Raw genomic sequence first — 26,680 nt, 5'->3', positions numbered from 1 at the left:
GGGGCGGAGACGGGTCCGCGCCCCGTGCACGGTGGGTGCAGGGGGCGCGGAGTGCCGTTCGGCCGGAACCGTTCGGCCGGGTTTACGGCTTGGGCAGCGCGCACTCGGGAAGCGAGAGGTCCACCTTGTTGCCGGTGGTGACGCACTTGGTCAGGTGGTGCACCTGCTGGCCGTAGTTGATGCCTTCGCGGACGGTGACCTCACCGTTCTCGTCGACCTCGCACGGGTTGTTGAGGGTGCACTCGCCGCCGGACTCGTTGCCGGTGTTGTTGACGCCGACGACCTTGCCGCTGTCGCGGTCGATCACCGGGGAGCCCGAAGTGCCGCCGACCGTCTGGCAGTCGGAGGTGTAGCGCAGCGAGTCCTTGGTGACCCAGCCGTCCTCGTGCAGCTCGTGCACGAAGGCGTCGAGGTTGCAGCTGTAGACCTTCTTCCAGTAGCCGGAGACGACGTCTATCGGGGCGCCCTCGGTGCCGCGCTCGGCGGCGATCTCCAGCGGCTCGATGCCGTACTCCGCGCTGACCGCCTCGTAGGTGGTGTCGGTCTCGTAGATCGCCATGTCGGTGTCGGTCATGGTGGCGTACGAGATCTTGGTGGCCTTCAGCGTGCCGAGGTCGCCCGCGTCGGCGTCCAGCAGTGTGAAGCTGCGGCTGGACGGCTTGTCGACGACGACCTCGCCCGGCGAGGGCATGCCGCTCTCCAGGCAGTGGCCGTTGGTGAGCACGAGCGCCGGGTCGCCGGGCTGCGAGTCCGGCAGCGCGACCAGCGAGCCGGAGCAGTTGTTGAGCGCGACGATGCCGGCGAAGTCCGGGGCCGCGGCCGTCTGTCGAGCGTCCTGGGCGGAAGCCGGAGCGGCGCCGAGACCGACTGTCGCGGCGGCTCCGAGCAGCAGCGCGGTGGCCGCGCCGAGGACAGGACGGGTGAGTGCGTTGCGCACCATGTGGGGGGTCCTCCCGTACCGATGGTGAAGATTGTCGTGAGCATTATCGATACGGGAGAACGCCCTGAGAAGACCTCAGTTACGGGCCATGAGGGGTCCGTAACTCGAATTGGTGAGGTCTCTGCCGAATTGAGCGCCCGGCAGTTCGGCACCGACGGTTCCGGGGTTCACGTCGAAACTCCCGGTGGCCGTCAGGCCGTCGGCCGTGCCGGGGAGGTACCAGATCGCACCGGCGTCGGCCGCGTCCCCGATCGCCTCGCCCGGCGAACCGACGGTCAGGTCCGCCTTCCCGTCGCCGTTGACGTCCAACAGCCGCACCGCGGCGCCGAATCGGTCGTTCGCCTCGGCGACTCCGGAGATGCCCGGGGTGTCCTGGTGGAACGCCTGCGCGCCCGCACCCGTCAGCCCCTCGCCCTCGGAGCCCTTGAGCAGCACGACCGAGCCGGCCGCGTACCTGTCGCCGATGGCCTCGAACGGTACGGCGACGGCGAGGTCGTCGATGCCGTCACCGGTCACATCGCCGGCCGAGAGGGCCCCGCCGAACTGGTCGTTCTCCTCGCTCGCGCCCGGCACTCCGGCGGTGTCCTGGGTGTAGGTCTTCACCCGGTCGCCCAGCCCGTCCGCGGTGCCGTGGATGACCTTCACGGTGCCCTCGTCGTACGGCAGGTTCTCGACGACGCCCCCGGGCATCTCGCGGTAGGCCAGATCGCCGTAGCCGTCGCCGTCGAAGTCGCCGATCGCACCGGTGGCACCCATCGGCACCTTGGTGTCGGTGCGGGTCAGGCCGTCCTCGCCGCCGGTGAAGAAGAGGTTCTCGCGCGCCATCTCCTCGAACCCCTGGTGCACGACGAGGTCGTCCGCACCGTCGCCGTCGATGTCGCCCGCGGTGACGCTCAGGACGTCGTTGTAGCTGGTGGTGAGCGGGATCTGCTGCTCCTCGGCCCACTGGCCGTCACGGGTGAACGGGCCCTGGAGCAGCCCGTAGGTGCCGTGCTCGTGGCCCCGGCCCATGAGCAGGTCGGGGTTGCCGTCACCGTTGAAGTCGCCCGCGGTGAGCAGCTCGCCGGCGTCGAAGGTGTTCCCGGGGTTGTCGCCCTCGATGACCGCCGAGCCCTTGCCGGTGACGCCGTCCGCCCCGCCCCAGAGCACGACGACCTGCTTGTCGCCCGGCACCCGCACGGCCAGGTCGGTGTAGCCGTCGCGGTCCAGGTCCGCACCGGCGATCCGCCAGCCGAAGCGGTTGCCGTCGGTCGGTTCGCCGGGCACCCCGTCGGTGGCCTGGCTGATGGTGACAGCGTTATCGCGGTCCAGCCCGTCGGGCGTCCCGTAGAAGACCGTGACGTAGCCGGCGGAGCCCGCACCGGAGGAGCCGCCGGGCGCGGTGACTGCCATGTCCTGGTAGCCGTCGCCGTTGAAGTCCTCCTCGACGGCGGCGGACTTCTTCGCGCCCTTCGCGTCCTGCCCGCCCTTCGCCGAACCGTCCTGTCCGGCCGAGGCGACGGCCGGTACGACGACTGCGGCGGCGAGCGCGGTGGCCGCGCCCGCGGCGACCAGCGCGGCGGTACGGCGGTTCCGGCGGGCACCGGGTTTCGCGAAAGGTTGTTCCATGGGTCCTCCCCCAGGTCGACTGCGCCCCGCCTTCCGATGAACGCGGGGTGAATGTCGCCGTGTGAGACGAGTGAATCGTTCCGCGGGTTGCACGGTGCCCCGCCCGATGTCGGGGCACCGTGCAACACCGGCCGCGGCGGCGGAAGTCGGCCGGGGCCTCCCGGCCGGCGACGGGCCTCCGCCTTCGGGCCCTAGTCCAGGACCGCCTGCGCGTCGATCTCGATCAGCAGCCCGGCGGGCAGGCCGACGTACACCGTCGTACGGGCGCCGGGGACCTCGACCCGGTCGGCGAGGTACTCGTTGAAGATCTCGTTGAACTCGGCGAAGTGCGCGGTGTCGGTCAGGTAGACCCGGGTCATCACCACGTCCTCCCAGCTCGCGCCGGCCTCGGTGAGCACCGCCTCGACGTTGGCGAAGGTCTGGAGGGTCTGCTCGCGCAGACCGGGCCCGGCCGGGGTCGGGGCGACGCCCTCGGCAGCGGGCAGGAAGCCGACCTGGCCGGCGACCTGCACGATGTTCCCCTTGCGCACACCGTGCGAGAAACGCGCGGGCGGGGTGGTGTGGGTGGCGGGCGTGTAGGCGGTCTTGGGGTGCGACATGCGGGCGTGACCTCCGAAGGCGGGCGCGGTACGGAGTCGGCGCGGCGTGCGCGGTACGGCGGCGGCCGGCGCCGGCCGTACCGACCGGAAACCGTGCGGCACAGCCCGGCACCGACCGTCACCCGTCGACCCGCGACGGACATGTCCGGACAGCGACCGCTTGATTGATCTGGACCTTTCCCTTGATCCTAGGCGGAGTTCACTCCGCGCCGGACCCGTGCGCGGTGTCGGTGCGACGAAGTAGCGTGACCAAATGGCCCAGCACAGCGACCCGTCCGGTGCCCCCGGCACCCACCCCGCCCCCGCGCCAGGCAGCAGCGCCCCGGCCGCGCCGACCCCGCCCGGCTCGGGTCCGGCCGCGCCGCCGCAGGTGCTCGCACTCGCCGAGGAGCGGCTCGACCACCGGTTCAAGGGCCTGCCGCCGGACGCGGACGGCCTGACCGTCCGGGAGTTCGCCGAGCAGCGCCGCGAGCTGTTCTCCGGCGGCTTCACCACCCCCGTACTGGCGCTCTCCGCCGAGGCGTTGGAGCACAACCTCGCAGCGCTGGAGGGGTACACCGAGCGGCACGGGCTGGCGTTCGCCCCGCACGGCAAGACCTCGATGGCACCGCAGCTCTTCGCCCAGCAGCTGGCGCGCGGCGCCTGGGGCATCACCCTGGCCAACCCCCACCAGGTGCGGGTGGCCAGGGCCTTCGGGGTCTCCACCGTCTTCCTCGCCAACGAGCTGGTCGACCGCGCGGCGCTGCACTGGCTCTCCGGCGAGCTGGCGGCCGACCCGCAGTTCCGGCTGGTGTGCTTCGTCGACTCGGTGCGGGGCGTGCGGCTGATGGACGAGGCACTGCGCGAGGCCGGCGGCAGTCGGCCGGTCGAGGTGGTGGTGGAGCTGGGCGCCGGGGCCGGCGCCCGCACCGGCGCGCGCACCCCGCAGGAGTGCGCGGCGGTGGCCGACGCGGTGGCCGCCACCCGTACGCTGCGCCTGGTCGGCGTCGCGGGGTACGAGGGCGAGGTGCCGACCGCGACGCCCGAGACGGTGCGCGAGTGGCTGCGCCGACTCACCGCGCTGGCCCGCCGGTTCGACGCCGAGGGCCGCTTCGCCGGGCTCCGGGAGATCGTGGTGAGCGCGGGCGGCAGCGCCTGGTTCGACGCGGTGGCGGAGGTCTTCGGCGACGCGCACGAGCTGCCGGAGCTCTCCGCCCCCGTGCTGCGGCTGCTGCGCTCGGGCGCGTACGTCTCGCACGATGTGGGCCACTACCGGGAGTTGACGCCGTTCAACCGGGTGCCCGACGAGGGCGGGCTGCGATCGGCCTTCGTCCTGTGGGCGCAGGTGGTCTCCCGCCCCGAGCCCGGCCAGGCGTTTCTGAACGCGGGCAAGCGGGACGCGGCCCACGACCTGCGGCTGCCCCGGGCGGAGTTCGTCCGGTCCGGCGCGGGCGGCGAGGTGCGGCCCGCGGACGGGGTGGAGATCGTCAAGCTCTCCGACCAGCACGCCTGGGTCGAGCTGACGGGCGCCGGCAGGGATTTGGAGGTCGGCGACTGGGTCGGCCTCGGGATGTCCCACCCCTGCACGATCTTCGACCGGTGGCAGCTGATTCCGCTCGTGGCGGCCGACGGCACCGTCACCGACTGCGTCAGGACCTTCTTCTGAGCCCGGCGGGGCCGACCCCCCGGCCCGACCGCAACGACCCGACAAGCCCCGCCGACCCGACCGGCCGGCAGGTCCGCCGTGTCCTGTCGGGGAGCGCGGGCACGCCCGGTTCGGACGCAGGTCTCGACCTCGTGATCCGCGGTGCAACCCTGGTCGACGGCAGCGGCGCCCCCGCCCGTCCGGGCACCGACGTCGGGCTGCGCGACGGCCGCATCGCCGCCGTCGCGCCGAGCGGGCGCGGCACGCGGCTGACCGGCCGCAGGGTGCTGGACGCCGACGGGCTGGTCCTGGCGCCCGGCTTCGTCGACATGCACGCGCACAGCGACCTCGCCCTGCTCGGCGACCCCGAGCACACCGCCAAGCTCGCGCAGGGCGTCACCCTGGAGGTCGTCGGACAGGACGGCCTGTCCTACGCCCCGGTCGACGACACCACCCTGCCGCAGATCCGCCAGGCCATCACCGGCTGGAACGGCGACGGCAGCGGCCTCGACCTCGACTGGCGCGACGCCGGCGGCTATCTGGACCGGCTGGACCGCGGTGTCGCGCTGAACGCCGCCTACCTCCTGCCGCACGGCAACATCCGGATGCTCGCGGCCGGCTGGGAGGACCGTCCGGCGACGGAGGACGAACGCGTCCGGATGCGCCGCCTGGTGGCCGAGGGGCTGGAGCAGGGCGCGGTGGGCCTGTCCGCCGGGCTGACGTACACCCCGGGCATGTACGCCCGCGACGACGAACTGACCGACCTCTGCCGGGTGGTGGCCTCCTACGGCGGTTACTTCTGCCCCCACCACCGCTCGTACGGGGCGGGCGCGCTGACCGCGTACCGGGAGATGATCGCACTCGCCCGCGCTTCGGGCTGTGCGCTGCACCTGGCCCACGCCACGCTCAACTTCCCCGTCAACAGGGGCCGTTCGGCCGAGCTGCTGGCGCTGCTGGACCAGGCGCTGGCAGAGGGCGTCGACCTGAGCCTGGACAGCTACCCCTACCTCGCCGGCTGCACCACGCTCGCCGCGCTGCTGCCCAGCTGGGCGGCCGAGGGCGGGCCGGAGGCGACCCTGGCGCGGCTGCGCGACCCGCTGGTGCTCGACCGCATCCGGCACACCATGGAGGTCACCGGCTCGGACGGCTGTCACGGTGTGCCGGTCGACTGGTCGACGGTGGAGATCTCCGGCGTCGCCGACCCCGCGCTCGACGGCTGGACCGGCCGTCGTCTCGCCGGCTTCGAGGAGGCCGTGCAGCTGCTGCTCGCCGACCGTCTCGGCAGCACGATCCTCCAGCACGTCGGCGACGAGGAGAACGTCCGCGCGGTGATGCGCCACCGCACCCACACCGGAGGCAGCGACGGCATCCTGCGCGGCGCCAAACCGCATCCGCGCGCCTGGGGCACCTTCCCCCGTTATCTGGGCCACTACGTGCGGGAGTTGGGGGTGCTGACGCTGGAGGAGTGCGTCGCCCGGCTCACCTCGCGCCCCGCCGCCCGCCTCCGGCTGCCCGACCGCGGGCTGGTGCGCGAGGGGTACGCGGCCGATCTGGTGCTCTTCGACCCGCTCACGGTGGCGGCCGGTTCGACGTACGAGCAGCCGCGCACGCTGCCCACCGGCATCCCGTACGTGCTGGTCAACGGCGCCCTCGCGATCGACGGGGGCCGACGCACCGACGCGCTGGCCGGGCGTTCGGTGCGGCGCACACCGCTCCCGTAGCCGGGCCCCGCCGCACCACGGGCGACTCGCGGGACCGGCAGACCCCGGGGAGGCCCGCTCAGCCGTGCCCGGCGGCTCAGGCGTGCTGGTAGGCGACGAGCGAGATGCCGATGTAGTGCGTGAAGAAGGCCGCCAGGGTCAGGGAGTGGAAGACCTCGTGGAAGCCGAACCAGCGCGGTGAGGGGTTGGGCCGCTTCAGGCCGTAGATCACTCCGCCGACGCTGTAGAGCACGCCGCCGACGATGACCAGGATCAGCACGGCGAGCCCGCCGGTGCGCAGGAAGTCGGGCAGGAAGAAGACCGCGGCCCAGCCCATCGCGATGTAGCAGGGCGTGTAGAGCCAGCGCGGTGCGCCCACCCAGAAGACCCGGAAGGCGATGCCGGCCGCCGCCGCCCCCCAGATCCCCCACAGCAGCGCCTGCCCCTTGGCGCCTTCGAGCAGCAGGATCGTCAGCGGGGTGTAGGTGCCGGCGATGATCAGGAAGATGTTGGCGTGGTCCAGCCGCCGCAGCACCGCCTCCGCTCGCGGCCCCCAGTTCCCCCGGTGGTAGAGGGCGCTGATGCCGAAGAGCAGGCAGGCGGTGAGGGTGTAGATCGCGCAGGCAGCCCGGCCGCGCGGGGAGTCGGCGAAGGCCGTGAGGAAGACACCGGAGACCAGCACGGCGGGGAACATCCCGGCGTGCAGCCAGCCGCGCAGCCGCGGCTTGATCTCCTGGTGGACGAACTGCGCGGCGCGCTCCGCGGGAGCGGCGAGCGCGCCGGCGGCTCCCCCGGACCCGGCCGACCCGGACCCGGCCGACGCGGACCCGGACGCGGACGCGGAGGCAGACGCAGAGGCGGACCCGGCGGACCCGGGCTCGGACCCCGTCGAGGATTCGGACATTTCAGCGGTGGTGCCCTCGGCAGGCTGAGTCGTGCCGGAAGCGGCGTCGAGACGACCGTCGGCGGCACCCGTCACCTCCGAGGACGCTCCGGCGGGTTCGTGCGCGGCAGCAGTCATGGGGCCAGGCTACCTACGCCTCCGTAGGTTTCGGAGCAGGGCCCGCGCCACAACTCCCGGTGCGGCAGAAGTGACCGAGGAAGTGGTGCTGCTCACCTGTCGACCCCCTGGACACATACGAGCGCGAACGCCATGATCAGATGAGCGTGGTCGACACCGGATGAGCATCGCCGCAGCATCCGGGTCGCAGCCCCCAAGGGGTCGGTACGCGGATTCACTCCCACCGCGACGTGGGACGCATCCGTACACACAAAGCAACAAAACCCTCAAACACTCTGGAGCGATTGTGGCGCGCAGCTCTGCGGCTCCCACCACCACCGAGGTCCCCACCCAGCACCGTGAACTGGTCGCGTGGGTGGACGAGATCGCCGCCCTCACCCAGCCGGACCGAGTCGTCTGGTGCGACGGCTCGGAGGCTGAGTACGAGCGCCTGTGCGAGGAGCTCGTCGAGGCCGGCACCTTCACCAAACTCGACCCCGAAAAGCGCCCCAACTCCTACTACGCGGCCTCCGACCCCTCGGACGTCGCGCGCGTGGAGACCCGTACCTTCATCTGCTCCGAGAAGGAGGAGGACGCGGGCCCCACCAACCACTGGAAGGCCCCCGCCGAGATGCGGGAGATCTTCACCGGCGACGGCGAGCAGGGCGGCGTCTTCCGCGGGTCGATGCGCGGGCGCACGATGTACGTGGTGCCGTTCTGCATGGGCCCGCTCGGTTCGCCGCTCTCCGCGCTCGGCGTGGAGATCACCGACTCCGCATACGTCGCGGTCTCCATGCGCACCATGACGCGGATGGGCCGCCCGGTGCTGGACGAGCTCGGCGAGGACGGCTTCTTCGTCAAGGCCGTGCACACCGTCGGCGCCCCGCTGGCCGAGGGCGAGCAGGACGTGCCGTGGCCGTGCAACGAGACCAAGTACATCTCGCACTTCCCCGAGGAGCGCGAGATCTGGTCCTTCGGCTCGGGCTACGGCGGCAACGCCCTGCTCGGCAAGAAGTGCTACGCGCTGCGCATCGCCTCGGTGATGGCCCGCGACGAGGGCTGGCTCGCCGAGCACATGCTGATCCTCAAGCTCACCCCGCCCGCCTCCGCCTCCGGTTCGGCCGAGCCGAAGTACGTCGCCGCGGCGTTCCCCTCGGCCTGCGGCAAGACGAACCTGGCGATGCTGGAGCCGACCGTTCCGGGCTGGACGGTCGAGACCATCGGCGACGACATCGCCTGGATGCGCTTCGGTGACGACGGCCGGCTGTACGCGATCAACCCCGAGGCCGGCTTCTTCGGCGTCGCACCCGGCACCGGCGAGCACACCAACGCCAACGCGATGAAGACCCTCTGGGGCAACACGGTCTTCACCAACGTGGCGCTCACCGACGACGGCGACGTCTGGTGGGAGGGCATGACCGAGGACGCCCCGGCCCATCTGACGGACTGGAAGGGCAACGACTGGACCCCCGAGTCGGGGACCCCGGCCGCCCACCCCAACGCACGGTTCGCGGTGCCGGCCGCCCAGTGCCCGACCATCGCGTCCGAGTGGGAGGACCCGAAGGGCGTGCCGATCTCGGCGATCCTCTTCGGCGGCCGGCGCGCCACCGCCGTACCGCTGGTGACGGAGTCCCGCAGCTGGCAGCACGGCGTCTTCCTCGGCGCCAACGTGGCCTCCGAGAAGACCGCCGCCGCCGAGGGCAAGGTCGGCGAGCTGCGCCGCGACCCGTTCGCGATGCTGCCGTTCTGCGGCTACAACATGGGCGACTACATGGCCCACTGGGTCAAGATCGGCCAGGACGCGGTCGAGCGCGGCGACGGCGACAAGCTGCCGAAGATCTACTACGTGAACTGGTTCCGCAAGAACGACGCCGGCAAGTTCGTCTGGCCCGGCTTCGGCGAGAACAGCCGTGTGCTCAAGTGGATCGTCGGCCGGCTCAACGGCGAGGCGGAGGGCGTCGAGACCCCGATCGGCGTGCTGCCGACCAAGGAGGCCCTGGACACCGACGGCCTCGAACTCTCCGACGCCGACCTGGAGTTCCTGCTGACGGTAGACAAGGACGAGTGGCTCGAGGAGGCCGCCCTGGTCCCCGACCACCTCAAGACCTTCGGCGACCACACGCCGGAGGAGCTGTGGGAGGAGCACCGCGCCCTGGTCGAGCGACTGCAGCGCGGCTGACCCGCGACGCGGTGATCGACGGCGCGGTGATCGACGGCGCGCGGACCCGGGCCTGAGCCCGGACCGAAGTGCGCGCGACGAGGCACGCGCGACGAGGCAGAGCAAGGGCCCGGGCCACCACCCGGGCCCTTCGCCGTACCGTCCGCACGAGGTGCGCACGAGCGTGCGCGAGGTGCGGCCGAGATGCGCGCCAGTGTGCGCCGGGGCGCCGGGGCGCCGGGGCGCCGGGTGCGCGCGGCAGACGCGTACGGGCGGCGCGCGACGCGGGCGAGCCACGGCCGTACGCCCGCCGCAGCCGAGTCACGGCCCGAGCGGCCGGCCCGAGCGCCGGCCACAGCCGCCCTGCGGGACCTGCGACGGCCGCGAGACATCCCGTACGGGCCCCGGGCTTCGGGCGCGCGACGGCTACAGGCCGAGCGCCGCCGCGTGGTAGCGCAGACGGGCGGCGGCCAGCGCCTCGCCGGGCACGTCCCCGCGCGCGGTCGCGACCACCAGCGCGTTGCCCGCCAGCGTGTGGGCGCGGCGGTGCAGCGACTCGACGTGCTCGGGCGAGCTGTCGCGCACGGAGGGCTCGGCGCGCAGCGGCGGCTGTCCGTCGCCGAGCCGCGCCACCTGGACCGCGAGCCGGTTGGCGGCGGCGTTGAACTCGGGGCTCGGCGTCAGCGCGCGCAGCTCGTCGGTGACGGTCAGCAGCGCGGTCAGGCAGCCGGCCAGCCGGATGTCCAGCTCCTCCTCGCGGGAGCGGTGCGGGAAGTCCTCGGCGGCAGGCTCGGTCATGGTGTGCACCGACTTGTCGCGGATCTGTTCGTACATGGATGGCCTCCTGGCGCGGGTGCAGGAAACCAGCCTAACTTGGACTCTGTCTAAAGTTGTAGTCAGTACGAGCAGAGTGACGTGCTCAGTGCTGGCTGTAGCCGTCGAGGAAGTTCCCGATCCGCTCCACCGCGTCGCGCAGATCGTCCGGCGCGGGCAGGGTGACGATCCGGAAGTGGTCCGGTTCCGGCCAGTTGAACCCGGTGCCGTGCACGATCATGATCTTCTCGGCACGCAGCAGGTCGATCACCATCTGCCGGTCGTCCTTGATCTTGAAGACCTTCGGATCGAGCCGGGGGAAGGCGTACAGCGCGCCCTTGGGCTTCACGCACGTCACGCCGGGGATCTGCGTCAGCGTCTCGTACGCCGCGTCCCGCTGCTCCTTGAGCCGGCCCCCGGGCAGTACCAGATCATTGATCGACTGGTAGCCGCCGAGCGCGGTGGCCACCGCGTGCTGCACCGGCATATTGGCGCACAGCCGCATGTTGGCGAGGATCGTCATGCCCTCGATGTAGCTCTCCGCATGCGATTTGGGACCGCAGATCGCCAGCCAGCCGCTGCGGTAACCGGCCACCCGGTAGCTCTTGGAGAGGCCGTTGAAGGTGAGCGTGAGCAGGTCGGGGGCGACGGCGGCCGTCGGGTGGTGGACGGCGTCGTCGTAGAGGATCTTGTCGTAGATCTCGTCCGAGCAGACCACCAGATTGTGCCGACGGGCGATCTCGGTCAGCGATTCGATCATCTCGCGCGAATAGACCGCGCCGGTCGGGTTGTTGGGGTTGATGATCACCAGCGCCTTGGTGCGGTCGGTGATCTTGCGCTCGATGTCGGCCAGGTCCGGCATCCAGTCCGACTGCTCGTCGCAGCGGTAGTGCACGGCCGTACCGCCGGAGAGCGAGACCGAGGCGGTCCACAGCGGATAGTCCGGCGCGGGCACCAGCACCTCGTCGCCGTCGTCCAGCAGCGCCTGCATCGCCATCTGGATCAGCTCGGACACACCGTTGCCGAGGTAGATGTCCTCGACCGAGAGCTGGATGCCCTGCGTCTGGTAGTGCTGGACCACCGCCCGGCGAGCCGCGAGCAGACCCTTGGCGTCGCCGTACCCGTGCGCGTGGTGCACCGAGCGCAGCACGTCCTCGAGGATCTCCGGCGGACACTCGAAGCCGAACGCGGCCGGGTTGCCGGTGTTCAGCCTGAGGATGCGGTGACCTGCCGCCTCAAGCCGCATCGCCTCCTCAAGGACCGGGCCCCGGATCTCGTAGCAGACGTTGGCGAGCTTGGTTGACTGGAGTACCTGCATAGTCCGTCACGATACGGCCGGGCCGGGCCGGGCGCCCGGTGTTTTTCGCCACCCCGGCGAGACCCGCGCTCGCCTCCGCCCCAGCTCGCGGCGCTACTTGAGCATTCCGGCCGGCCGCTACTTGAGCATTCCGGCCAGCACCGCCGGCTCGGCCGTGGGAGCGTCACAGACGAAGTGCCGGCACACGTACGCGCCCGCACGCCCACCGACCAGCGGACGATCCGCCAGCAGCGGCACCCCCTCGGTGCCCACCTCCCCCACCGCGACCGCGGCACCCGGAGCGGTGGACAGCAGCGCGACGCGGTGCAGCGCCGCCCGGCCCGGGTCGCCCTCGGGCCCGACGATCGCGATCTCGCGCGGGCCGTCCAGCGCCGCCTCGGCGACCGACAACCCCCAGCCGACGAACCGCGGCGCCCGCGGACCGAGCGCCTTGACCATGCCCAGGCCCCGCTCCGCCGCCTCGCGGTGCCTGCTGCTCCCGGTGTACGAGGCGTACGCCAGCAGCGCGCCGACCGCGGCGCTCCAACCCGAGGGCGCAGCACCATCGGTGGGGTCCTGCGGGCGGCGGATCAGCGTCTCGGCGTCGTCGGCGGTGTCGTAGAACGTGCCGTCCGGTGCCACGAACCGCTGGAGCACCGTCTCCAACAGCACGCCGGACAGATCGAGCCAGGCCGTCTCGCCGGTGACCGCGTACAGGGTGAGCAGCCCCTCGGCGGTGCTGCCGTAGTCCTCCAGCACGCCGACGCTCTCGCCCGCCAGGCCGTCCCTGGAGGTGCGCGCCAGCCGGCCGCGCGCGTCCAGATGGACGCCGACCAGCAGATCGGCCGCGCCCGTCGCCGCCTCGATCAGATCCGGCCGCTCGAAGTACGCGCCGACCTCGGCCAGCGCGGCCACCACCAGTCCGTTCCACGCGGCAACGACCTTGTCGTCCCGGCCCGGACGCGGACGCTCCTCCCGCGCCGCGTACAGCCGCTCGCGCACCGAGGCCAGCCGCTCCCCCTCCAACGCCGGTGCGCCCACCGGCGGTTGGGGGCGCTGCAGCACCGAGGCGCCCTCCTCGAAGGTGCCCTCCTCGGTCACGCCGAAGTACGCGGCGGCGGCTGCGCCGTCCTCCTCGCCGAGCACCTCGCGCAACTGCCTGGGCGTCCAGACGTAGAACGCGCCCTCCTTGTGGTGGCCGTCGTCGGCGCCAGGCACCGCGCTGTCCGCGTCCAGCGCGGAGGCGAACCCGCCCTCGTTCGTACGCAGTTCACGCACCAGGAAGTCGGCCGTCTCCAGCGCGATCCGCCGCGCCGACTCCGCCCTGGTCGTACGCCACAGATGCGCGTACAGGCGGCAGAGCAGGGCGTTGTCGAAGATCATCTTCTCGAAGTGAGGAACCCTCCACTGGGCGTCCACCGAGTAGCGGGAGAAACCGCCGCCGAGCTGGTCGTAGATACCGCCCCGGGCCATCACGTCGCACGTCGACTGCACCATCTGCAGCGCACCCTGCGAGCCGGTCCGGGCGTAGTGCCGCAGCAGGAACTCCAGCGCCATCGACGGCGGGAACTTCGGCGCACCGCCGAAACCGCCGTACATCGCGTCGAACTCCTTGGTCAGCCCCAGCAGCGCGGCACTCATGTCCGCCGCACCCGGCAACTCCGGCGTGCCCTCGCCGTACTTGATGCGCCGCCCGGCCAACTCGCGCGCGATCTGCCCCGCCGTGTCGTCCACCTCGCCGCGACGCTCCTCCCACGCGGCCTGCACACCCTCCAGCACCTCCTGGAAGGACGGCACCCCGTGCCGGGCGGTGGGCGGGAAGTAGGTGCCGAAGTAGAACGGCTCGCCGGTCGGGGTGGCGAACACCGTCATCGGCCAGCCCCCCTGCCCGGTCGCCGCCTGCACCGCCTCCATGTAGACGGCGTCGACGTCCGGCCGCTCCTCGCGGTCGACCTTGATGTTGACGAAACACTCGTTCATCAACGCGGCCGTCTCCTCGTCCTCGAAGGACTCGCGCGCCATCACATGACACCAGTGGCAGGAGCTGTAACCCACGCTCAACAGCACCGGCACATCCCGCCGTCGCGCCTCCGCGAACGCCTCCGGCGACCAGGGCCACCAGTCCACCGGATTGTCCGCGTGCTGAAGCAGATAAGGCGAGGTCGCGTCGGCCAAGCGGTTCATGCCGCCCACCCTCTCACAGCGCTCGAACCCACCGAGGAGACCCTGACGAGCCCCTTCAACCGGCCGAAATGCCCTCATGCGTTCTTGCGTGGCGGGTGGTTCCTCCCATGCGACCCGGGCAGCCGGGCACCCTCGGAACAGTAGGCTTGGCGCAGCAGCGTCGGCCCTGTCGAGCCCCTCGGAGGAGGTGCACCATGACCGCCGAGATGGTGGCGCCCGCGTGGATGCACACGCAGATCAGCGCGGAGCAGTACGACTCGTGGTCCGAGGAGCAGTGCGCCGGCATCGAGATCGTGGACGGGACGGTCATCGGGAGCCCGAGCGCCTCCAAGCGCCACAACCGGCTGGCCCGCATCCTGGCCAACGCCCTGGACACCGCCGCGGGCCCGGACTGGAACGCGGACACAGACTTCGACGTCCGCCTGCACGACGTTCCCCTCACCAACCGCCGCCCGGACGTCACCGTCTACCGGGCGGAAACCATCGACCTCACACCCACCCGCCCCGAGCACGTGCTCCTGGTCGTCGAGGTGGTGTCGCCCGGCTCGGAGACCACCGACCGGATCGTGAAGGTGGACCAGTACGCCAAGGCCGGCATCCCGTTCTACTGGCGCATCGAGCAGGCCGCCACCGGCGTTCCGATCGTCTACACATACGTCCTCGACCCCGCCACCAAGGCCTACCGGGACGGCGAGATGTTCACCGGCACCGTGAAGGCCAGCGTTCCCTTCTTGATCACTGTGGACTTGGGCGCCGTCTGACGACCAGCGTCCGCGCAGGCACCGCGACTGCTCGGGCCGCAGCTCCCGGCTCCGCTCGGCCGATCCGCACTCGTGCACCAGCACGTGGAGACTGCAGGGTGTTCGTTCCGCGACCAAGTCGCTCCGGTGCTCGACGGGGTTCCGTTCATGCCGGGAGCCGGTGCCCGGCTGGGAGCAGGCAGGACTGCGAGTCGAGCAGCACCGCTCCTGACGCGCATCCTCGAAGGCGGTACGACTCGTGGTCCGAGGAGCAGTGCGCCGGCATCGAGATCGTGGACGGGACGGTCATCGGGAGCCCGAGCGCCTCCAAGCGCGACAACCGGCTGGCCCGGATCCCGGCGAACGCTCGGATCTTCCCGTGACCGCATCGTGCCGGCACTGCCGGCCGAGCGCGAACCCCAGGGTCAGCCGGGAGTCGTGTTCTTCGTCGGCCAGCCGGGCGCCGGCGAGAGCCGTGTGAACGAACTGGTGGCCGAACGCCTCAACGCGCGCGGCGGATTCGTGGGCATCGACAGCGACCGGTACAAGCCGTTCCGTCCCGCCTACGACGGCCTCATGGCCCGGGACGACACGCTCGGTTGAGATCGTGGGCTGGCTGCGAGCACCCGGGCACTATGCGCCGGCCGCCCGTTCACCCGCCGCCCGTGCGGCCCCCTTCTCGGAGGTCTGGTCGCTCGTGCTGAGTGAACCGCCCGAGTTCTCCAGGTGGGCACGGACAAACCACTGGAAGAGCTCGAGGCTGCGGAGATGCTCGATCAGCAGGTCCTGGCTGACCGGGTCTGATTTCTCGGTGGCGGCAGCGGCCTTTCGGTGGTCCTCGATGATTCCGGTGAAGACCAGGTCCAGCGCGCCGAGGTGCTCGATGGCGTCCGCTCGTCCGATGGCGTAGTCGTCCCAGGAGCGTTCGGCGACGAGCACGCCGGGGGTGCCGCGCGGTGAGCCGCCCAGGGTGGAGATCCGCTCGGCGGTCGCGTCGACCATCTCCCGTACCGAACTGACCTGGGGGTCCAGCATCTGGTGCACCGCGATGAAGTGCGGTCCCACGACGTTCCAGTGCACGTGCTTCAGTGTCAGGGCGAGCTCGTTCAGAGCGTGCAGCCGCTTGCTCAGCAGCTGGATGACCTCACTGCCCTGCGAGGTCGTCATGCCCGGCACCGTGTACTGCGGGGTGCTGTGGGATTGCGACATAAGGCGCTCCTTCCGACTGCGTTTCTGTCTCTTCTGTGTCCGGTCCGCACGCGTGAGGGCCGCCGTTCGGTCGCCCACGCTCTCGGCGGTGAGATCGGTCCGGGGCCCACCACTGTCCGCAGAAAGAAGCGGGTGTGAGCGAGCCCCTGGCCGTCACTCCTTCTCGTACTGCGCCAGCGCGACGCCCAGTGCCATGAAGGTGGGGGCCCACTCTCCGATGAAGATGCCCCACCGGTCGGCCCGGGCGACGCTCGCGGACTCCATCTGAGTCGATGCGTTCCAGGAGAGGATCGAGGCACCGATAGAGGCGAATGCGGCCAGGTAGGCGTGCTCGCTTTTCAGTCCGGCGTCGTGCAGAACTTTGACGATCATGGCTCTCCTCCTGCGGGAAGCTGGTTCGGTGAGCCCTCTCTACTTCAGTGGAAGAGCGCCCGGCGCGCGCGTTGAGTACTCCGAACCGGTGACCCGCCCCTGCTTGATCCGACTACCTCTGGGGGCGACAGGTTCGCTGCCCCTCATCGGTCGCCGGTGGCCCTGGCCGGGTCGGGCGACTGGTGCGCCGAGCGGGTTTCGGCACGTCGTGGTGTCGTGTCAGCAGCTCTGCCCGGAACGTTCCGCAGGAGGCGCCTCGCGTGCTGTTCACAGGAAGCGCCGGATGGGACGCACGGCGGCTTCTCCCAGACGCTGCTGTACGGGCCTGCGCTTCCACTGTCCGGGCGTGATGAGGTCGCCGCCCTGCCAGTCCTCGGAAAAGTGCTCGTCCAGGGCCGCGGTGAACTCCTCGTCCACGACCGCGAGCATGACTTCCTCGTCGTGTTCCAGCGAGCGACGGTTGAAGTTGGTGGAACCGACCAGAGAAACGATGGCGTCGATGGTCACGATCTTTGCGTGCAGCATCGTGGGCTGGTATTCGGCGATCCGGACCCCCGCGTCCAGAAGTTCCTCGTAGGAGCGGCGGCCGCCCAGCTGCGAGACGCGTTTGTCCGTGTGCGGGCCGGGGATGAGGATCTCGATCCTGACACCTCGGCGGGCTGTGCGACACAGGAGCTGGACAAAGAACTCGTCCGGGGTGAAGTACGCGGTCGATACGCGCACCCGCTCCCGCGCCGACTCGAGGACGACGCGCATCAGGGTCTGCATGTCCTGCCAGCCGAAGCTGGCCGAACCGCGGACCACCTGGACCACGGAGCGGCCCGTCACAGCATGTTCGACGAAGCGGTCGTTCTCGTCGAAGAGCTCCTGATGGCACTCCGCCCAGTTCTGGGCGAAGGCGGCCGTGATGCCGTCGACCGCGGGGCCGCGCACCTGGATGTGGGTGTCTCGCCACTCGCCCGGATGACGTGCGTCCCCGCACCATTCCTCGGCGATGCCCACCCCTCCGGTGAAGGCCGTGCGCTCGTCGACCACAAGGGCCTTCCGGTGGCAGCGATGGTTCTGTTTCAGAGGGGAAACCCACGTCGGCTTGCGGAACCACACCACCTGCACTCCCGCCGAGGCCATCTCGTCGAGCAGGTTCTGCTGGATCGGGCTGCTGCCGAACCCGTCCAGCAGCAACCGCACGCGCACGCCGCGCCGGGCGCGTTCGGAGAGCGCGGCGGCGAAGTCGCGGGCGATCTCACCGCGCCAGTAGACGAACGTCATCATGTCGATCGTGTACCGGGCCGAACGGACCGCCTCGAGCATCGCGGGAAAGATCTCGTCGCCGTTGCGCAGTACGCGCAACTCGTTGCCCTCCGTCGCGGCGATGCCGATCAGCCGCTCCAGACGTCTGCGTATCTCCTGCTTCTGTCTTTCGACATCCATGGCGGGCCGGCTCGGTTCGGCCTCGTCGGGGCTGGCGGGCTTCTCCTCAACACTCATGAGCGGACCCTACGGAACACTCCGGCGGGGCGGGACCCCTCGACCCACCGGCGAGGGCGTGGGACGAGGGGTGGCGGCGGCCGGCGCTCAGCTCTCGTTCTCCTCGGCTCGGGTCGCCCGGCGGTCGGTGCGCTTCTCTTCCTTCTCGCGCTGCGCCTGTCGTTCACGCTCCCGCTCGCTGTAGGCGGCTTTGCGCACCGCCTCCTCCCCCGCGAGGCCGGACCCCAAGGCACCTGCGATCGTTCCCATGGACGCGGACAACCACGCGGTGGTCGCGAGGTCGGACAGACCGGCGCCGTGGCCCAGCGTGGTGGCGAGGTAATCGGTCGGGATGGCGACGAACGCGGCGAACAGGGTGACGGCGTACAGCAGCACGTACATGCAGAAGACACCGAAGGAAACCGTCAGCGTCGTGACCGAGTTGTAGAGCGCGGATTCGGAACGCAGACGGCGGTTCCTCGGACGCTCCCACAGGCTGTTGTCGAAGATCAGCCAGACGATCATCGCAAGCACCGCGACCGCATTCGCCAGAACGAGTCGTACGGTGCTGTAGGAATCTGCCAGCTGCCAGATGTTGGAGTAGAACACGCCGAACGCAGCACCCGCGGCAGCTCCTGCCAACGCAGGCGAGAGGCTGGGGACCAGTCGCCAGGGACGGTTCGCCCTGACCATCCCGGTCAGTAGCCGCAGCTTCCCACGCGCACCTCTCGACACCATGTGCAGCGATTCGCCCCGGGAGCCGAGCTGTACGTCGGTCTCCTCGCCGTGCTCCTCGTTGTGCTCCTCGCCGTGCTCCTCGTTGTCGGCGCTCCCCTTCTCGCTGTCACTGATGATCTCGTAGGAGAATCCCGGCAAGGGCCCGGCGAGCTCTCGTTCCCTTCGCGCTTCCGTGGTCGCGGAAGGCGCACCCCCACCGTTTCCGAGACGCCCGGCCACCACGTACGCGATGGTGTCGCACGCCCGGCTGCGCACCCGAACTGCCCCCAAGGCAGGCAACGACACAAGGCCGACCCCGCAATCGGGGTGATAGTCGGCGAGGATCGGCTGCTTGCCCGCCCAACGCGGCAACTCGGTCAGCAGGACGGTGACGTCCCAGCCCTGCTCCTCGCGCTGCCGCCGCCCGATGTCGAGCAGCGGCAACGAACCTTTCTCGTCCAGGGGCAGCAGCTGCGACGAGGTCTCCACCCGCCAACGCTCCCGGCGGCCTTCTCGCTCCGCGAGCAGAGCAGGCAGCTCCTGCCCGATCGCGTTTACAAGTTCTGCCGCCAGACCCGGGTCGGCGACCAGCCCGAGGACGAGTTCCTCATCGTCCGCCCGACCGTTGCCTGTTTCCCCCGCGTCTTCCTTCGAACTCAACCTCGTCTCCCTTCGCACCGCACCGCTCCGCCGTCACAGAGGTGACGGCGCGGCCGGGCAGCGTCTCTTTTTCGTACCGGTGCTGCCTTCGCGGCCCAGCGTCAACCGGGGAACCCACGTCTCCAGCGAGACCCGGAGAACGCCGCGCCCGGCCCGGAAGGCTGTCACAGCCCCAGCAGGCAGCCGCAACTCCTTTTCGCCGGTAGCCACCCGCACCCCTCAACCAGTCCGGAGACGCACACGCCTCCGCACCGACGAGACGGAGCCGGCCGCCCACCCCGAGTCGACTGCCGGGCAGGCGCCGCCGGCCGCCCGTGCGTCGGCCCGCGGAGCGGGTGACGATGGCTTCGTGGCGACAAGGAACGTGCAGCGCACAGCAGACGGCCACTACGTCATCATCAGGGGGCGACGCTGGCGAGCCACCGATCCCCTGGTGCCCGAGGCCGTGAAACAGCGCCTGATCCACCACCTGATGTCCGCCCGCCGGGCCGTGGCCGCCGCGGGTGACGACGAAGACCTCCGAAGAGCGGCACGAGGCCGTGTGAAGGTCGCGAAGACGGGGCTGGGCGAACGCGGCACAGCTTGGTGGGAACAGACCGCAGCCGAACGACGCCAACGCTGGAACGACTGCCTGCGCCAACTGGAACAGACCGGATAGCTCCGGCACCGACCCTCTCTCCTCCCAAGCCGACGGGTTTCCCTGCCGGGGTCTGCTCGGCACTCACGTGCGGCACAGGGCGACGACTTGTTCGGCTGTTGGAGCGACTCCCCGGCCAGGCGGCGCAGCGCGAAGACAAGGCGGGAAGAACACGGACAAGCATGAATGAAACGTCCGCCTCGTGCTACCGCGGTGGTGTCGCAGCCTCTAGCAAGAAGCGAGGTCTATCTGTGTCGCAGGTCGAAGAGTCCATCGAGGTCAACGTCGACGTCCATACGGCCTACCACCAGTGGACCCGGTTCGGGGACCTCCCCCTGTCCGTGGACAGTACCGAGTCCATCGGTCAGCGCACCGACGTCCTCACGCGCGGGGAGACGCGGATCGGCGGTGTCGCGCGCTCGTTCACGGAGATCACCGAGCAGATCCCCGACGAACGTGTCGCCTGGACGATTGGTGCAGGCGACGCCAAGCAGACCGTCGTCGCCACCTTCCACTACATCGACGACAACCTCACCAAGGTCCTGCTGCGGTTGGACTGCGCCCCCCACGGCACAGCCGAGACCACCGTCGACACCCTCGGCTTCGTACAGCGACAGCTCAGCGGCGATCTTCACGCCTTCAAGCGGTTCATCGAGAGATGCGAGGGCGGGGAGAGCAGAGCCGGATACGGTGCCGAGGGTCCGCTCACCGCCGTCGGCACCGCGAAGGCCGTCGAGGCGGTCCTCGCACAGGTACTGGGTACGGAACTGCGCCGGGCCCGCCGCATCGACCCCGTCCACGCCCATGACGTCGCCCACCGGGTCAGTGCCTTCGTCCAGCGCGGCGGGAAACGGCTGCGAACAGCGTTCGCCTGGTGCGGCTGGCGGGCTGCAGGCGGCTCGGGAGACGCAACGGCCGTCCTCCACGTCGGGGCGGCCCTCGAACTCGTCCAGGCGTGCGCTCTCCTCCACGACGACGTGATGGACGGCTCGCCCGTACGCCGAGGCGCGCCCACCTTGCACGTCGAGTTCGCGCGCCGACACAGTGCCGCGAGGATGACCGGGCCGTCGGAGGCGTTCGGAACGGCCGCCGCGGTACTCGCGGGAGACCTGGCGCTGGTCTGGGCGGACGACCTGCTGGCGGAAACGGCCCTCGCCTCGCCTCACGGCAGCCGCCTCCACAGTGAGTGGCGGGCCATGCGGGGCGAGATGGTCGCCGGGCAGTACCGAGACATCCACGCGCAGGCGACGGGCGCGTCCGGCCTCGACGAGGCCGTGACCATCGCGACCCTCAAGAGCGCCCTGTACACCGTGGCGCGCCCGCTGGCGCTGGGCGCTTCGGTGGCTGCCGCCGACCGGCACACCCTGGACGCCCTGCGCTCCGCCGGCCGGTGCGCCGGCCTGGCGTTCCAACTCCGGGACGACCTCGTCGGCGCATTCGGCAACCCTGAGCTGACGGGCAAGCCGGCCGACGAAGACCTGCGCTCGCGAAAGCTCACGTACTTGCTCGCTGTCGGGCTCACCCGAGCGGAGACCAGCGGTGACAGGGACGCGACCGACGCACTCACCGCTGGTGTTGCCACCCGGCCGCATCACGATGTGGAGCGTATGCGGCAGGCGCTGGAACGGACCGGGGCGCGTGCCCTGGTCGAGGCGAAGATCGCGGAGCTGACGGCCGGGAGCCTGCGGCACTTCGAGAGGACCGGCGCGGAACGGGCCGTGCAGGAGGACTTCGCCGCCTTGGTCGAACGGGCCACGGGCACCACCGCGTCCCACATCGAGGAGGAGCGGTGAAGACGGTCAGCGGGCCGACCGACCACGTGGTCGTCGTCGGCGCAGGGTTGTCCGGTCTCGCCTGTGCCCTGCACCTGCTGGGCGCCGGACGCCGGGTCACGGTCGTCGAACGGGACGCGGGGCCTGGCGGGCGGGCGGGGCAGATCGATCTCCGCGGCTACCGGGTGGACACCGGCCCCACGGTGCTGACCATGCCGCATCTGGCCGACGAAGCCTTCGCCGCGGTCGGCGACAGCCTGCACAGCCGTGTGCAGCTGGTGGCGCTGCACCCGGCCTATCGCGCGCACTTCGCGGACGGCGGCTCGCTGGACGTGCACACCGACGGTGCGGCGATGGAAGAGGAGGTGCGACGTTTCGCCGGTCCCGCGCAGGCCGCGGGCTACCGCCGGCTGCGACGCTGGCTGGAGCACATCTACCGGGCTCAGATGCGGCGCTTCATCGACACGAACTTCGACTCGCCCTTCCAGCTCCTTCACCCGGATCTTGCCCGTCTGGCTGCTCTGGGCGGATTCGGACGGCTGGACAGGCGCATCGGGCACTTCCTCTCCGACTCCCGCCTGCGCCGCATCTTCTCCTTCCAGGCCCTGTACGCCGGCGTCGCTCCCGCGCGCGCTCTCGCCGCCTACGCCGTGATCGCCTACATGGACACCGTGGCCGGTGTCTGGTTCCCCCGAGGCGGCATGCACGCTCTGCCGCGCGCGATGGCCGAAGCAGCCGCCGACGCGGGCGCCGACATGCGCTGGTCGGCCGAAGTGAACGAGCTGGAGCGCTCGTCCGGCCGAGTGCGCGCCGTACGGCTGGCCACCGGAGAGCGGATCCCCTGCGACGCGGTGGTGCTGTCCTGCGAGATGTCCACCGCCCACCAACTCCTGGGACGAAGCCCGCGGCGCCCGGTCCGCCTGCGCCACGCACCGTCAGCCGTGATCCTGCACGCCGGGACGGACCGCACCTGGCCCGGCCTCGCGCACCACACGCTCTCCTTCGGCAACGCGTGGGAGCGGACTTTCGACGAACTGACCCGCACGGGGCAGCTGATGAGTGACCCTTCTCTGCTCATCACCCGCTCGACCACGCACGATCCCACTCTGGCACCGCCCGGACGGCACCTGCATTACGTCCTGGCTCCCTGCCCGAACACTGCCGTCGGGCCCTCCGCCGCTGCCTGGCGCGACCTGGGGCCGCGCTACCGGGACAACCTCGCCGCCGAACTGGAACGCCGAGGACTCGAAGAGTTCGGGGCCAGCGTTCAGGAGGAGCTGCTGGTGACGCCGTTGGACTGGACAGCACAGGGGCACGCGGCCGGCAGCCCCTTCTCCGTCTCGCACACGTTCGCCCAGACCGGCCCGTTCCGACCGCGCAACCTGGTGCGCGGACTCGACAACGTCGTGCTCGCCGGCTGCGGAACCACTCCGGGCGTAGGTGTGCCGACCGTACTCATCAGCGGCAAGCTCGCCGCCGCCCGCGTCACCGGCGGCCTCCCGCGCCGCCCACTGCTTGCACCGCCACCATCGGCTGCCCGAAACGTGCCCGCCTCGGCTGTGAAAGGCTCCCATGACCCGTCGTGAACTGGCCGCCGCGGGGATCACCGATCCCGCTCTGTGCACCGCCTACACCCGGTGCCGACAGCTCAACGCCCGCCATGGCCGCACCTACTTCCTGGCCGCACGGCTCCTCCCCGCGGAGCGCCGGAGCGCAGTGCACGCGTTGTACGGCTTCGCACGCTGGGCGGACGACATCGTGGACGACTTCGACCAGCGCCTGACCCCGGACGAGCGTGACCGACGGCTGCACCGTCTGGAGACCGAACTCACGCGGGAGTTGCGGGGCGGCGGCGGAGAGGAACCCGTGGTCCGCGCCGTGGCCGACACCGCCGCCCGGTACAGCATCAACCACGCCCTGTTCGCCGACTTCCTGGCCTCGATGCGCAGCGACCTCAGCGTCACGGACTACCCGACCTACGCCGACCTGCGGGTCTACATGCACGGCTCGGCCGCCGTCATCGGGCTGCAGATGCTGCCGGTGCTCGGGACCGTCGTTCCGCGCGAAGAGGCGGCACCACACGCCGCGGCCCTGGGCGTCGCGTTCCAGCTCACCAACTTCCTGCGCGACGTGGGAGAGGACCTGGAGCGGGGCCGCGTCTACCTGCCCGCCGACCTGCTCGCCGCCCACGGCGTGGACCGACCGCTCCTCAGGTGGAGCCGCCGCACCGGTCGCCAGGACCCGCGGATCCGCGCGGCGCTGGTCGCGGTGGAGGCCATGACGCGCGAGGTGTACCGCGAGGCCGAGCCGGGCATCGCCATGCTCGACCCGCGCGTACGCCCCTGTATCCAGACCGCGTTCACGCTGTACAGCGGCATCCTCGACGCGATCGCGGACCAGCAGTACACGGTGCTGCACCGCCGCGCGGTGGTATCGCACGGACGCCGGGCCGCCACGGCCGCAGCCGGTGCCCTGCGCGTGGTCGGCGCCCGGTGGCGGGCACGCGTCCCAGGCGCCCGGCCGCGGAAGCCGGCGGACGGAGCCGCTCCTCAGTGAAAGCGACCGGGTAGTGAACGACCGAGCCGACAGGGCCCGTTGGACACCGCCGCTGCGCCGCCGCGGGCCGGACAGCGGCCGCCAGACGCCGACCTGGCGGGAGGCGCGTCCGTCGCTGATCGCCGACGCCCTCAATCGGGCTTCGGCACGGCCTTCGGGCAACTGGTTCGTCGTGGGTGCTTCCCGCGACGTACGCGTCGGCGCAGGCCCGCGCGGTCGGACAGTGGGCGGGGTCGAGATGGTGCTGTGGCGTACCTCGACGGGCGAACTGCACGCCGGTCCCGGAGCCTGCCCGCACCTCGGTGCACCGCTGCGCGACAGCCGGGTGGTGTGCGGCACTCTCGTGTGCCACTGGCACGGACTGGCGCTGAACGGCAAGCCGTTCGCCGGCTGGGAGCCCTACCCCGTGTACGACGACGGGGTGCTCGTCTGGGTACGGCTGGACGCGGTCGGGGGCGAAGAGCCCTCGGCGGCACCGACCGTGCCGGTTCGTCCCGCGCCGGGCAGCGGCTTGGACGCTGTCTTCACCGCATCGGGGCGGTGCGAACCGCAGGACGTGATCGCCAACCGGCTCGACCCCTGGCACGGATCGTGGTTCCACCCGTACTCGTTCGTGGACCTGACGGTGGTGCGATCGCCGCAGGGGGCGGACGAGGACGCGTTCGTCGTGGATGTGTCCTTCCGGGTGACCGGCCGTCTGGTGGTCCCGGTGCGGGCGGAGTTCACCGCGCCCGATGCGCGTACGGTGATCATGCGGATCATCGAGGGCGAAGGAGCCACCTCGGTGGTGGAGACGCATGCCACGCCACTCACAGCCGAGGGCGACGGGCGTCCACGGACTGCCGTGATCGAGGCGGTCGTCGCCGCCTCCGACCGGCGGGGCTTCGCTCTCGCCAGGGCCGGGGCCCCCGTTCTGAGGTCGTTGATGCGCCGCGCGGCCGGTCGTCTGTGGCGCGATGATCTGGCCTACGCCGAGCGTCGCTGGGCGCTGCGCAGTACGGGACGGTTCCCCGGCTGAGCCCCGCAGCCGGGGAACCGGAGCGGATCGCGTCCGCGGTCCCGGAGGGCGAGGCCGCTCACGCCGACGTCAGTTCCTCGCGTGCGCGGCGGCTGCCCGGAGCACCGCGGAGCGGCCTGCTCTCGGGACCGTCCACAGCACCTGGCCCTGGACACCCCAGCCGGCCAGCAGGGTGTTGGCCGCCAGGAACCCGGTGGTGGCGGCTCGTTCCATCAACGCGACGGGCAGACCGCTTCGCACCGCGTCACCCGCCAGTGCCAACCAGCGGTGCGGGCTGCGCACGGCGGGGCGCCGGTGGTGGGTCCCGACGGAGAACAGGGGGCAGTCGGAGCGCCACTCGTGCCGTGCGTCCACCACGCGCGCCTCGCGGACCTCCGGGTACACCTCGTGCAGCTGCTCGGTCAGCTTCCCCGGCATGCTCTCGCGTGCTGCCTCCTCCTCCACCGCGTAGGCGTGCAGTTCCACGACGGAGCCGCCGGTTCGGGCCGCCCAGCGGGCTGCTTCGCCCTCGTAGCGCTCCAGGACGCTGATGTTGTCCAGGCCGCCGTACCCGCTGGTGCCGAGGAACCCGGCACGGTCCGCCCGCACCGGCCGGTCGAGCCAGAGCCTGGAGACGAGGAACGGAGGGGCGGTGCGCAGCGAGGCGATGTCGTCGCGCCAGTCCGGGGTGCCGAGCCCCGGTGAAGCGGCCACCACCTGGCGCAGCCCGTTGACGTCGAGCGCGAGGACCACCGCGTCGTACCGCTCCCCAGCGGTGTCGGTCCGTACCTCGGCTCCGCTGCCGCACGGGTGCACACTGCGCACGGGGGTGCCGGTGCGGATGTCCGTCCCGAGCCGCTGGAGGTAGTCGCCGAGAGGGTTCCACAGCGCCCGGGGGAAGGGCTCGTTCGGCACGTCGAAGAGCAGGCCCTCGGCGGAGCCGAGGAAGTAGACGTGAAACATCAACAGCATTTCCGCGGCGGACAGTTCGCGCGGGTCGGCGAAGAAGCTGCGGGAGAACACCTCGAACGCCAGGTGGTGCGCGGCCTCGGGGAAACGGACGCTCTCCAGGAAGCGGGTGGCACTGACCCCGTCGAAACGTGCGTACACCTCGGGGACGCGCACGTCGAACAGCGGCAGCGCCGCCCGGGCATCGATGGCTGCGAGATCCCGCCAGCCGAAGGTGGGGCTCAGAGCGGCGAAACCGAGGGCGCTGAACGGCGGAGTGCGCGGGACTCCGGCGAAGCTGTCCGTGAGACCGCCGCTGTGCCGCAGCGGGTAGTCGGGCAGCGGAGTGAGCCGTACGAGAGAGGGGTCGGCTCGCCGCAGCAGGCCGCGAAGGTTGTAGTACTGCCGGAAGAAGGCGTGGAATCCGCGACTCATGGTCACCGAGGACCCGTCCGTCAGCCTGGTGTGCCAGCCTGCGAGCCGGCCGCCCAGAGCCCCTCCCTGTTCGTAGAGCGCCACCTGTGCGCCGCGCTCGGCGAGCGCGGTGGCTGCTGCGAGACCGGCGATGCCACCGCCCAGTACGGCGACGCGCGGCGCGTCCTCGGGCGCGAACCGGTGGCGTCCCGGCAGGGGCATCAGCACTTCGGCCTTGCGGTCGCGGCCTCGTCGGGCGGCGTGGGAC

General features: G+C 71.1%; 22 protein-coding genes and 2 pseudogenes. 12 read left to right on the top strand and 12 right to left on the bottom strand.

Going from position 1 to position 26,680, the window contains the following annotated elements:
* Positions 1-82: 82 nt before the first annotated feature.
* The 3 genes from MTQ01_RS06815 to MTQ01_RS06805 all read right to left on the bottom strand — a co-directional run bounded on the left by MTQ01_RS06815 (position 83) and on the right by MTQ01_RS06805 (position 3,147).
* Entirely contained in the window at positions 83-940 is an 858-nt protein-coding gene (locus MTQ01_RS06815; protein WP_247487446.1) for a serine protease, read from the bottom strand.
* Between the two features lie 75 nt (positions 941-1,015).
* Positions 1,016-2,548 carry an FG-GAP and VCBS repeat-containing protein gene (locus tag MTQ01_RS06810; RefSeq protein WP_247487445.1) on the bottom strand — a complete coding sequence of 511 codons (1,533 nt, stop codon included), beginning with the start codon at positions 2,546-2,548 and terminating at the stop codon, positions 1,016-1,018.
* 191 nt (positions 2,549-2,739) lie between these two features.
* A complete protein-coding gene (locus tag MTQ01_RS06805) occupies positions 2,740-3,147 on the bottom strand; it encodes a RidA family protein (protein WP_247487443.1) in 408 nt (135 codons plus the stop codon).
* Between the two features lie 253 nt (positions 3,148-3,400).
* Between MTQ01_RS06805 and MTQ01_RS06800 the strand changes: the two genes are divergently transcribed.
* Positions 3,401-4,792, top strand: coding sequence for an alanine racemase (locus MTQ01_RS06800; protein ID WP_247487441.1), 1,392 nt, complete (start codon positions 3,401-3,403; stop codon positions 4,790-4,792).
* 131 nt (positions 4,793-4,923) lie between these two features.
* A complete protein-coding gene (locus MTQ01_RS06795) occupies positions 4,924-6,492 on the top strand; it encodes a D-aminoacylase (RefSeq protein WP_247487439.1) in 1,569 nt (522 codons plus the stop codon).
* A 76-nt stretch (positions 6,493-6,568) separates the two neighbouring features.
* Here MTQ01_RS06795 and MTQ01_RS06790 read toward each other — a convergent pair whose 3' ends face one another.
* The gene (locus MTQ01_RS06790) at positions 6,569-7,375 is read right to left on the bottom strand and encodes a hemolysin III family protein (protein WP_374207642.1); all 807 of its coding nucleotides are present in this window, start codon (positions 7,373-7,375) and stop codon (positions 6,569-6,571) included.
* Between the two features lie 403 nt (positions 7,376-7,778).
* Between MTQ01_RS06790 and MTQ01_RS06785 the strand changes: the two genes are divergently transcribed.
* Positions 7,779-9,650 (top strand): phosphoenolpyruvate carboxykinase (GTP), encoded by a 1,872-nt coding sequence (locus MTQ01_RS06785; protein WP_247487436.1) that lies wholly within the window; start codon positions 7,779-7,781, stop codon positions 9,648-9,650.
* A 405-nt stretch (positions 9,651-10,055) separates the two neighbouring features.
* Here MTQ01_RS06785 and MTQ01_RS06780 read toward each other — a convergent pair whose 3' ends face one another.
* The 3 genes from MTQ01_RS06780 to MTQ01_RS06770 all read right to left on the bottom strand — a co-directional run bounded on the left by MTQ01_RS06780 (position 10,056) and on the right by MTQ01_RS06770 (position 13,923).
* The gene (locus MTQ01_RS06780; RefSeq protein WP_247487434.1) at positions 10,056-10,463 is read right to left on the bottom strand and encodes a hypothetical protein; all 408 of its coding nucleotides are present in this window, start codon (positions 10,461-10,463) and stop codon (positions 10,056-10,058) included.
* A gap of 85 nt (positions 10,464-10,548) precedes the next feature.
* On the bottom strand, positions 10,549-11,760 hold the full coding sequence (locus MTQ01_RS06775; protein ID WP_247487432.1) for a pyridoxal phosphate-dependent aminotransferase: 1,212 nt from the start codon (positions 11,758-11,760) through the stop codon (positions 10,549-10,551).
* A gap of 117 nt (positions 11,761-11,877) precedes the next feature.
* A complete protein-coding gene (locus MTQ01_RS06770) occupies positions 11,878-13,923 on the bottom strand; it encodes a thioredoxin domain-containing protein (RefSeq protein ID WP_247487430.1) in 2,046 nt (681 codons plus the stop codon).
* Between the two features lie 194 nt (positions 13,924-14,117).
* On the opposite strand from MTQ01_RS06770, the gene MTQ01_RS06765 reads away from it, so the two are divergent.
* From MTQ01_RS06765 to MTQ01_RS06755, 3 genes and pseudogenes are all read left to right on the top strand, one after another.
* Positions 14,118-14,684 (top strand): Uma2 family endonuclease, encoded by a 567-nt coding sequence (locus tag MTQ01_RS06765; RefSeq protein ID WP_247487428.1) that lies wholly within the window; start codon positions 14,118-14,120, stop codon positions 14,682-14,684.
* Between the two features lie 227 nt (positions 14,685-14,911).
* Positions 14,912-15,031, top strand: a pseudogene (locus MTQ01_RS06760) (Uma2 family endonuclease); the annotation flags it as partial.
* A gap of 22 nt (positions 15,032-15,053) precedes the next feature.
* Positions 15,054-15,266, top strand: coding sequence for a zeta toxin family protein (locus tag MTQ01_RS06755; RefSeq protein ID WP_247487425.1), 213 nt, complete (start codon positions 15,054-15,056; stop codon positions 15,264-15,266).
* Between the two features lie 30 nt (positions 15,267-15,296).
* Here the strand turns inward: MTQ01_RS06755 and MTQ01_RS06750 are convergent, their stop codons facing one another.
* From MTQ01_RS06750 to MTQ01_RS06735, 4 genes are all read right to left on the bottom strand, one after another.
* Positions 15,297-15,872, bottom strand: a complete 576-nt coding sequence (locus MTQ01_RS06750) for a Dps family protein (RefSeq protein ID WP_247487423.1) — start codon at positions 15,870-15,872, stop codon at positions 15,297-15,299.
* Positions 15,873-16,025: 153 nt separating this feature from the next.
* A complete protein-coding gene (locus tag MTQ01_RS06745) occupies positions 16,026-16,244 on the bottom strand; it encodes a hypothetical protein (protein ID WP_247487421.1) in 219 nt (72 codons plus the stop codon).
* 267 nt (positions 16,245-16,511) lie between these two features.
* Positions 16,512-17,732, bottom strand: a complete 1,221-nt coding sequence (locus tag MTQ01_RS06740) for a phosphatidylserine/phosphatidylglycerophosphate/cardiolipin synthase family protein (protein ID WP_374207616.1) — start codon at positions 17,730-17,732, stop codon at positions 16,512-16,514.
* An 87-nt stretch (positions 17,733-17,819) separates the two neighbouring features.
* Positions 17,820-19,088 (bottom strand): hypothetical protein, encoded by a 1,269-nt coding sequence (locus tag MTQ01_RS06735; RefSeq protein ID WP_247487419.1) that lies wholly within the window; start codon positions 19,086-19,088, stop codon positions 17,820-17,822.
* 349 nt (positions 19,089-19,437) lie between these two features.
* Between MTQ01_RS06735 and MTQ01_RS06730 the strand changes: the two genes are divergently transcribed.
* The 6 genes and pseudogenes from MTQ01_RS06730 to MTQ01_RS06710 all read left to right on the top strand — a co-directional run bounded on the left by MTQ01_RS06730 (position 19,438) and on the right by MTQ01_RS06710 (position 25,071).
* Entirely contained in the window at positions 19,438-19,746 is a 309-nt protein-coding gene (locus tag MTQ01_RS06730; RefSeq protein WP_247487417.1) for a hypothetical protein, read from the top strand.
* A gap of 161 nt (positions 19,747-19,907) precedes the next feature.
* Positions 19,908-20,348: pseudogene (locus tag MTQ01_RS25260) on the top strand (SRPBCC family protein); the annotation flags it as partial.
* Between the two features lie 27 nt (positions 20,349-20,375).
* Positions 20,376-21,518, top strand: a complete 1,143-nt coding sequence (locus MTQ01_RS06725; RefSeq protein WP_247487801.1) for a polyprenyl synthetase family protein — start codon at positions 20,376-20,378, stop codon at positions 21,516-21,518.
* A complete protein-coding gene (crtI, locus tag MTQ01_RS06720; RefSeq protein ID WP_247487415.1) occupies positions 21,515-23,083 on the top strand; it encodes a phytoene desaturase family protein in 1,569 nt (522 codons plus the stop codon). The genes MTQ01_RS06725 and crtI overlap by 4 nt, the downstream gene beginning before the upstream one ends.
* Positions 23,070-24,053 (top strand): phytoene/squalene synthase family protein, encoded by a 984-nt coding sequence (locus tag MTQ01_RS06715; protein WP_247487413.1) that lies wholly within the window; start codon positions 23,070-23,072, stop codon positions 24,051-24,053. Before crtI ends, MTQ01_RS06715 begins: the two co-directional genes overlap by 14 nt.
* A gap of 13 nt (positions 24,054-24,066) precedes the next feature.
* Positions 24,067-25,071, top strand: a complete 1,005-nt coding sequence (locus MTQ01_RS06710) for a DUF5914 domain-containing protein (protein WP_247487411.1) — start codon at positions 24,067-24,069, stop codon at positions 25,069-25,071.
* 69 nt (positions 25,072-25,140) lie between these two features.
* Here the strand turns inward: MTQ01_RS06710 and MTQ01_RS06705 are convergent, their stop codons facing one another.
* A complete protein-coding gene (locus MTQ01_RS06705; RefSeq protein WP_247487799.1) occupies positions 25,141-26,634 on the bottom strand; it encodes an FAD-dependent oxidoreductase in 1,494 nt (497 codons plus the stop codon).
* Positions 26,635-26,680: the final 46 nt, after the last annotated feature.

The sequence above is a fragment of the Streptomyces sp. XM4193 genome, assembly GCF_023072595.1.
Classification (GTDB): Bacteria; Actinomycetota; Actinomycetes; order Streptomycetales; family Streptomycetaceae; genus Streptomyces.
Note: the sequence above shows the minus strand (reverse complement) of the source record. Positions and strands in the feature narration are given on the sequence as shown.

What these genes read in the sequence shown, in the direction of transcription:
- MTQ01_RS06705 (WP_247487799.1), bottom strand. Translation starts at nt 26,634, where the DNA reads ATGCCCCTGCCGGGACGCCACCGGTTCGCGCCCGAGGACGCGCCGCGC.
- MTQ01_RS06765 (WP_247487428.1), top strand. Translation starts at nt 14,118, where the DNA reads ATGACCGCCGAGATGGTGGCGCCCGCGTGGATGCACACGCAGATCAGC.
- MTQ01_RS06790 (WP_374207642.1), bottom strand. Translation starts at nt 7,375, where the DNA reads ATGTCCGAATCCTCGACGGGGTCCGAGCCCGGGTCCGCCGGGTCCGCC.
- MTQ01_RS06805 (WP_247487443.1), bottom strand. Translation starts at nt 3,147, where the DNA reads ATGTCGCACCCCAAGACCGCCTACACGCCCGCCACCCACACCACCCCG.
- MTQ01_RS06780 (WP_247487434.1), bottom strand. Translation starts at nt 10,463, where the DNA reads ATGTACGAACAGATCCGCGACAAGTCGGTGCACACCATGACCGAGCCT.
- MTQ01_RS06800 (WP_247487441.1), top strand. Translation starts at nt 3,401, where the DNA reads ATGGCCCAGCACAGCGACCCGTCCGGTGCCCCCGGCACCCACCCCGCC.
- MTQ01_RS06715 (WP_247487413.1), top strand. Translation starts at nt 23,070, where the DNA reads ATGACCCGTCGTGAACTGGCCGCCGCGGGGATCACCGATCCCGCTCTG.
- MTQ01_RS06745 (WP_247487421.1), bottom strand. Translation starts at nt 16,244, where the DNA reads ATGATCGTCAAAGTTCTGCACGACGCCGGACTGAAAAGCGAGCACGCC.
- MTQ01_RS06750 (WP_247487423.1), bottom strand. Translation starts at nt 15,872, where the DNA reads ATGTCGCAATCCCACAGCACCCCGCAGTACACGGTGCCGGGCATGACG.
- MTQ01_RS06775 (WP_247487432.1), bottom strand. Translation starts at nt 11,760, where the DNA reads ATGCAGGTACTCCAGTCAACCAAGCTCGCCAACGTCTGCTACGAGATC.
- MTQ01_RS06810 (WP_247487445.1), bottom strand. Translation starts at nt 2,548, where the DNA reads ATGGAACAACCTTTCGCGAAACCCGGTGCCCGCCGGAACCGCCGTACC.
- MTQ01_RS06815 (WP_247487446.1), bottom strand. Translation starts at nt 940, where the DNA reads ATGGTGCGCAACGCACTCACCCGTCCTGTCCTCGGCGCGGCCACCGCG.
- MTQ01_RS06740 (WP_374207616.1), bottom strand. Translation starts at nt 17,732, where the DNA reads ATGAGTGTTGAGGAGAAGCCCGCCAGCCCCGACGAGGCCGAACCGAGC.
- MTQ01_RS06770 (WP_247487430.1), bottom strand. Translation starts at nt 13,923, where the DNA reads ATGAACCGCTTGGCCGACGCGACCTCGCCTTATCTGCTTCAGCACGCG.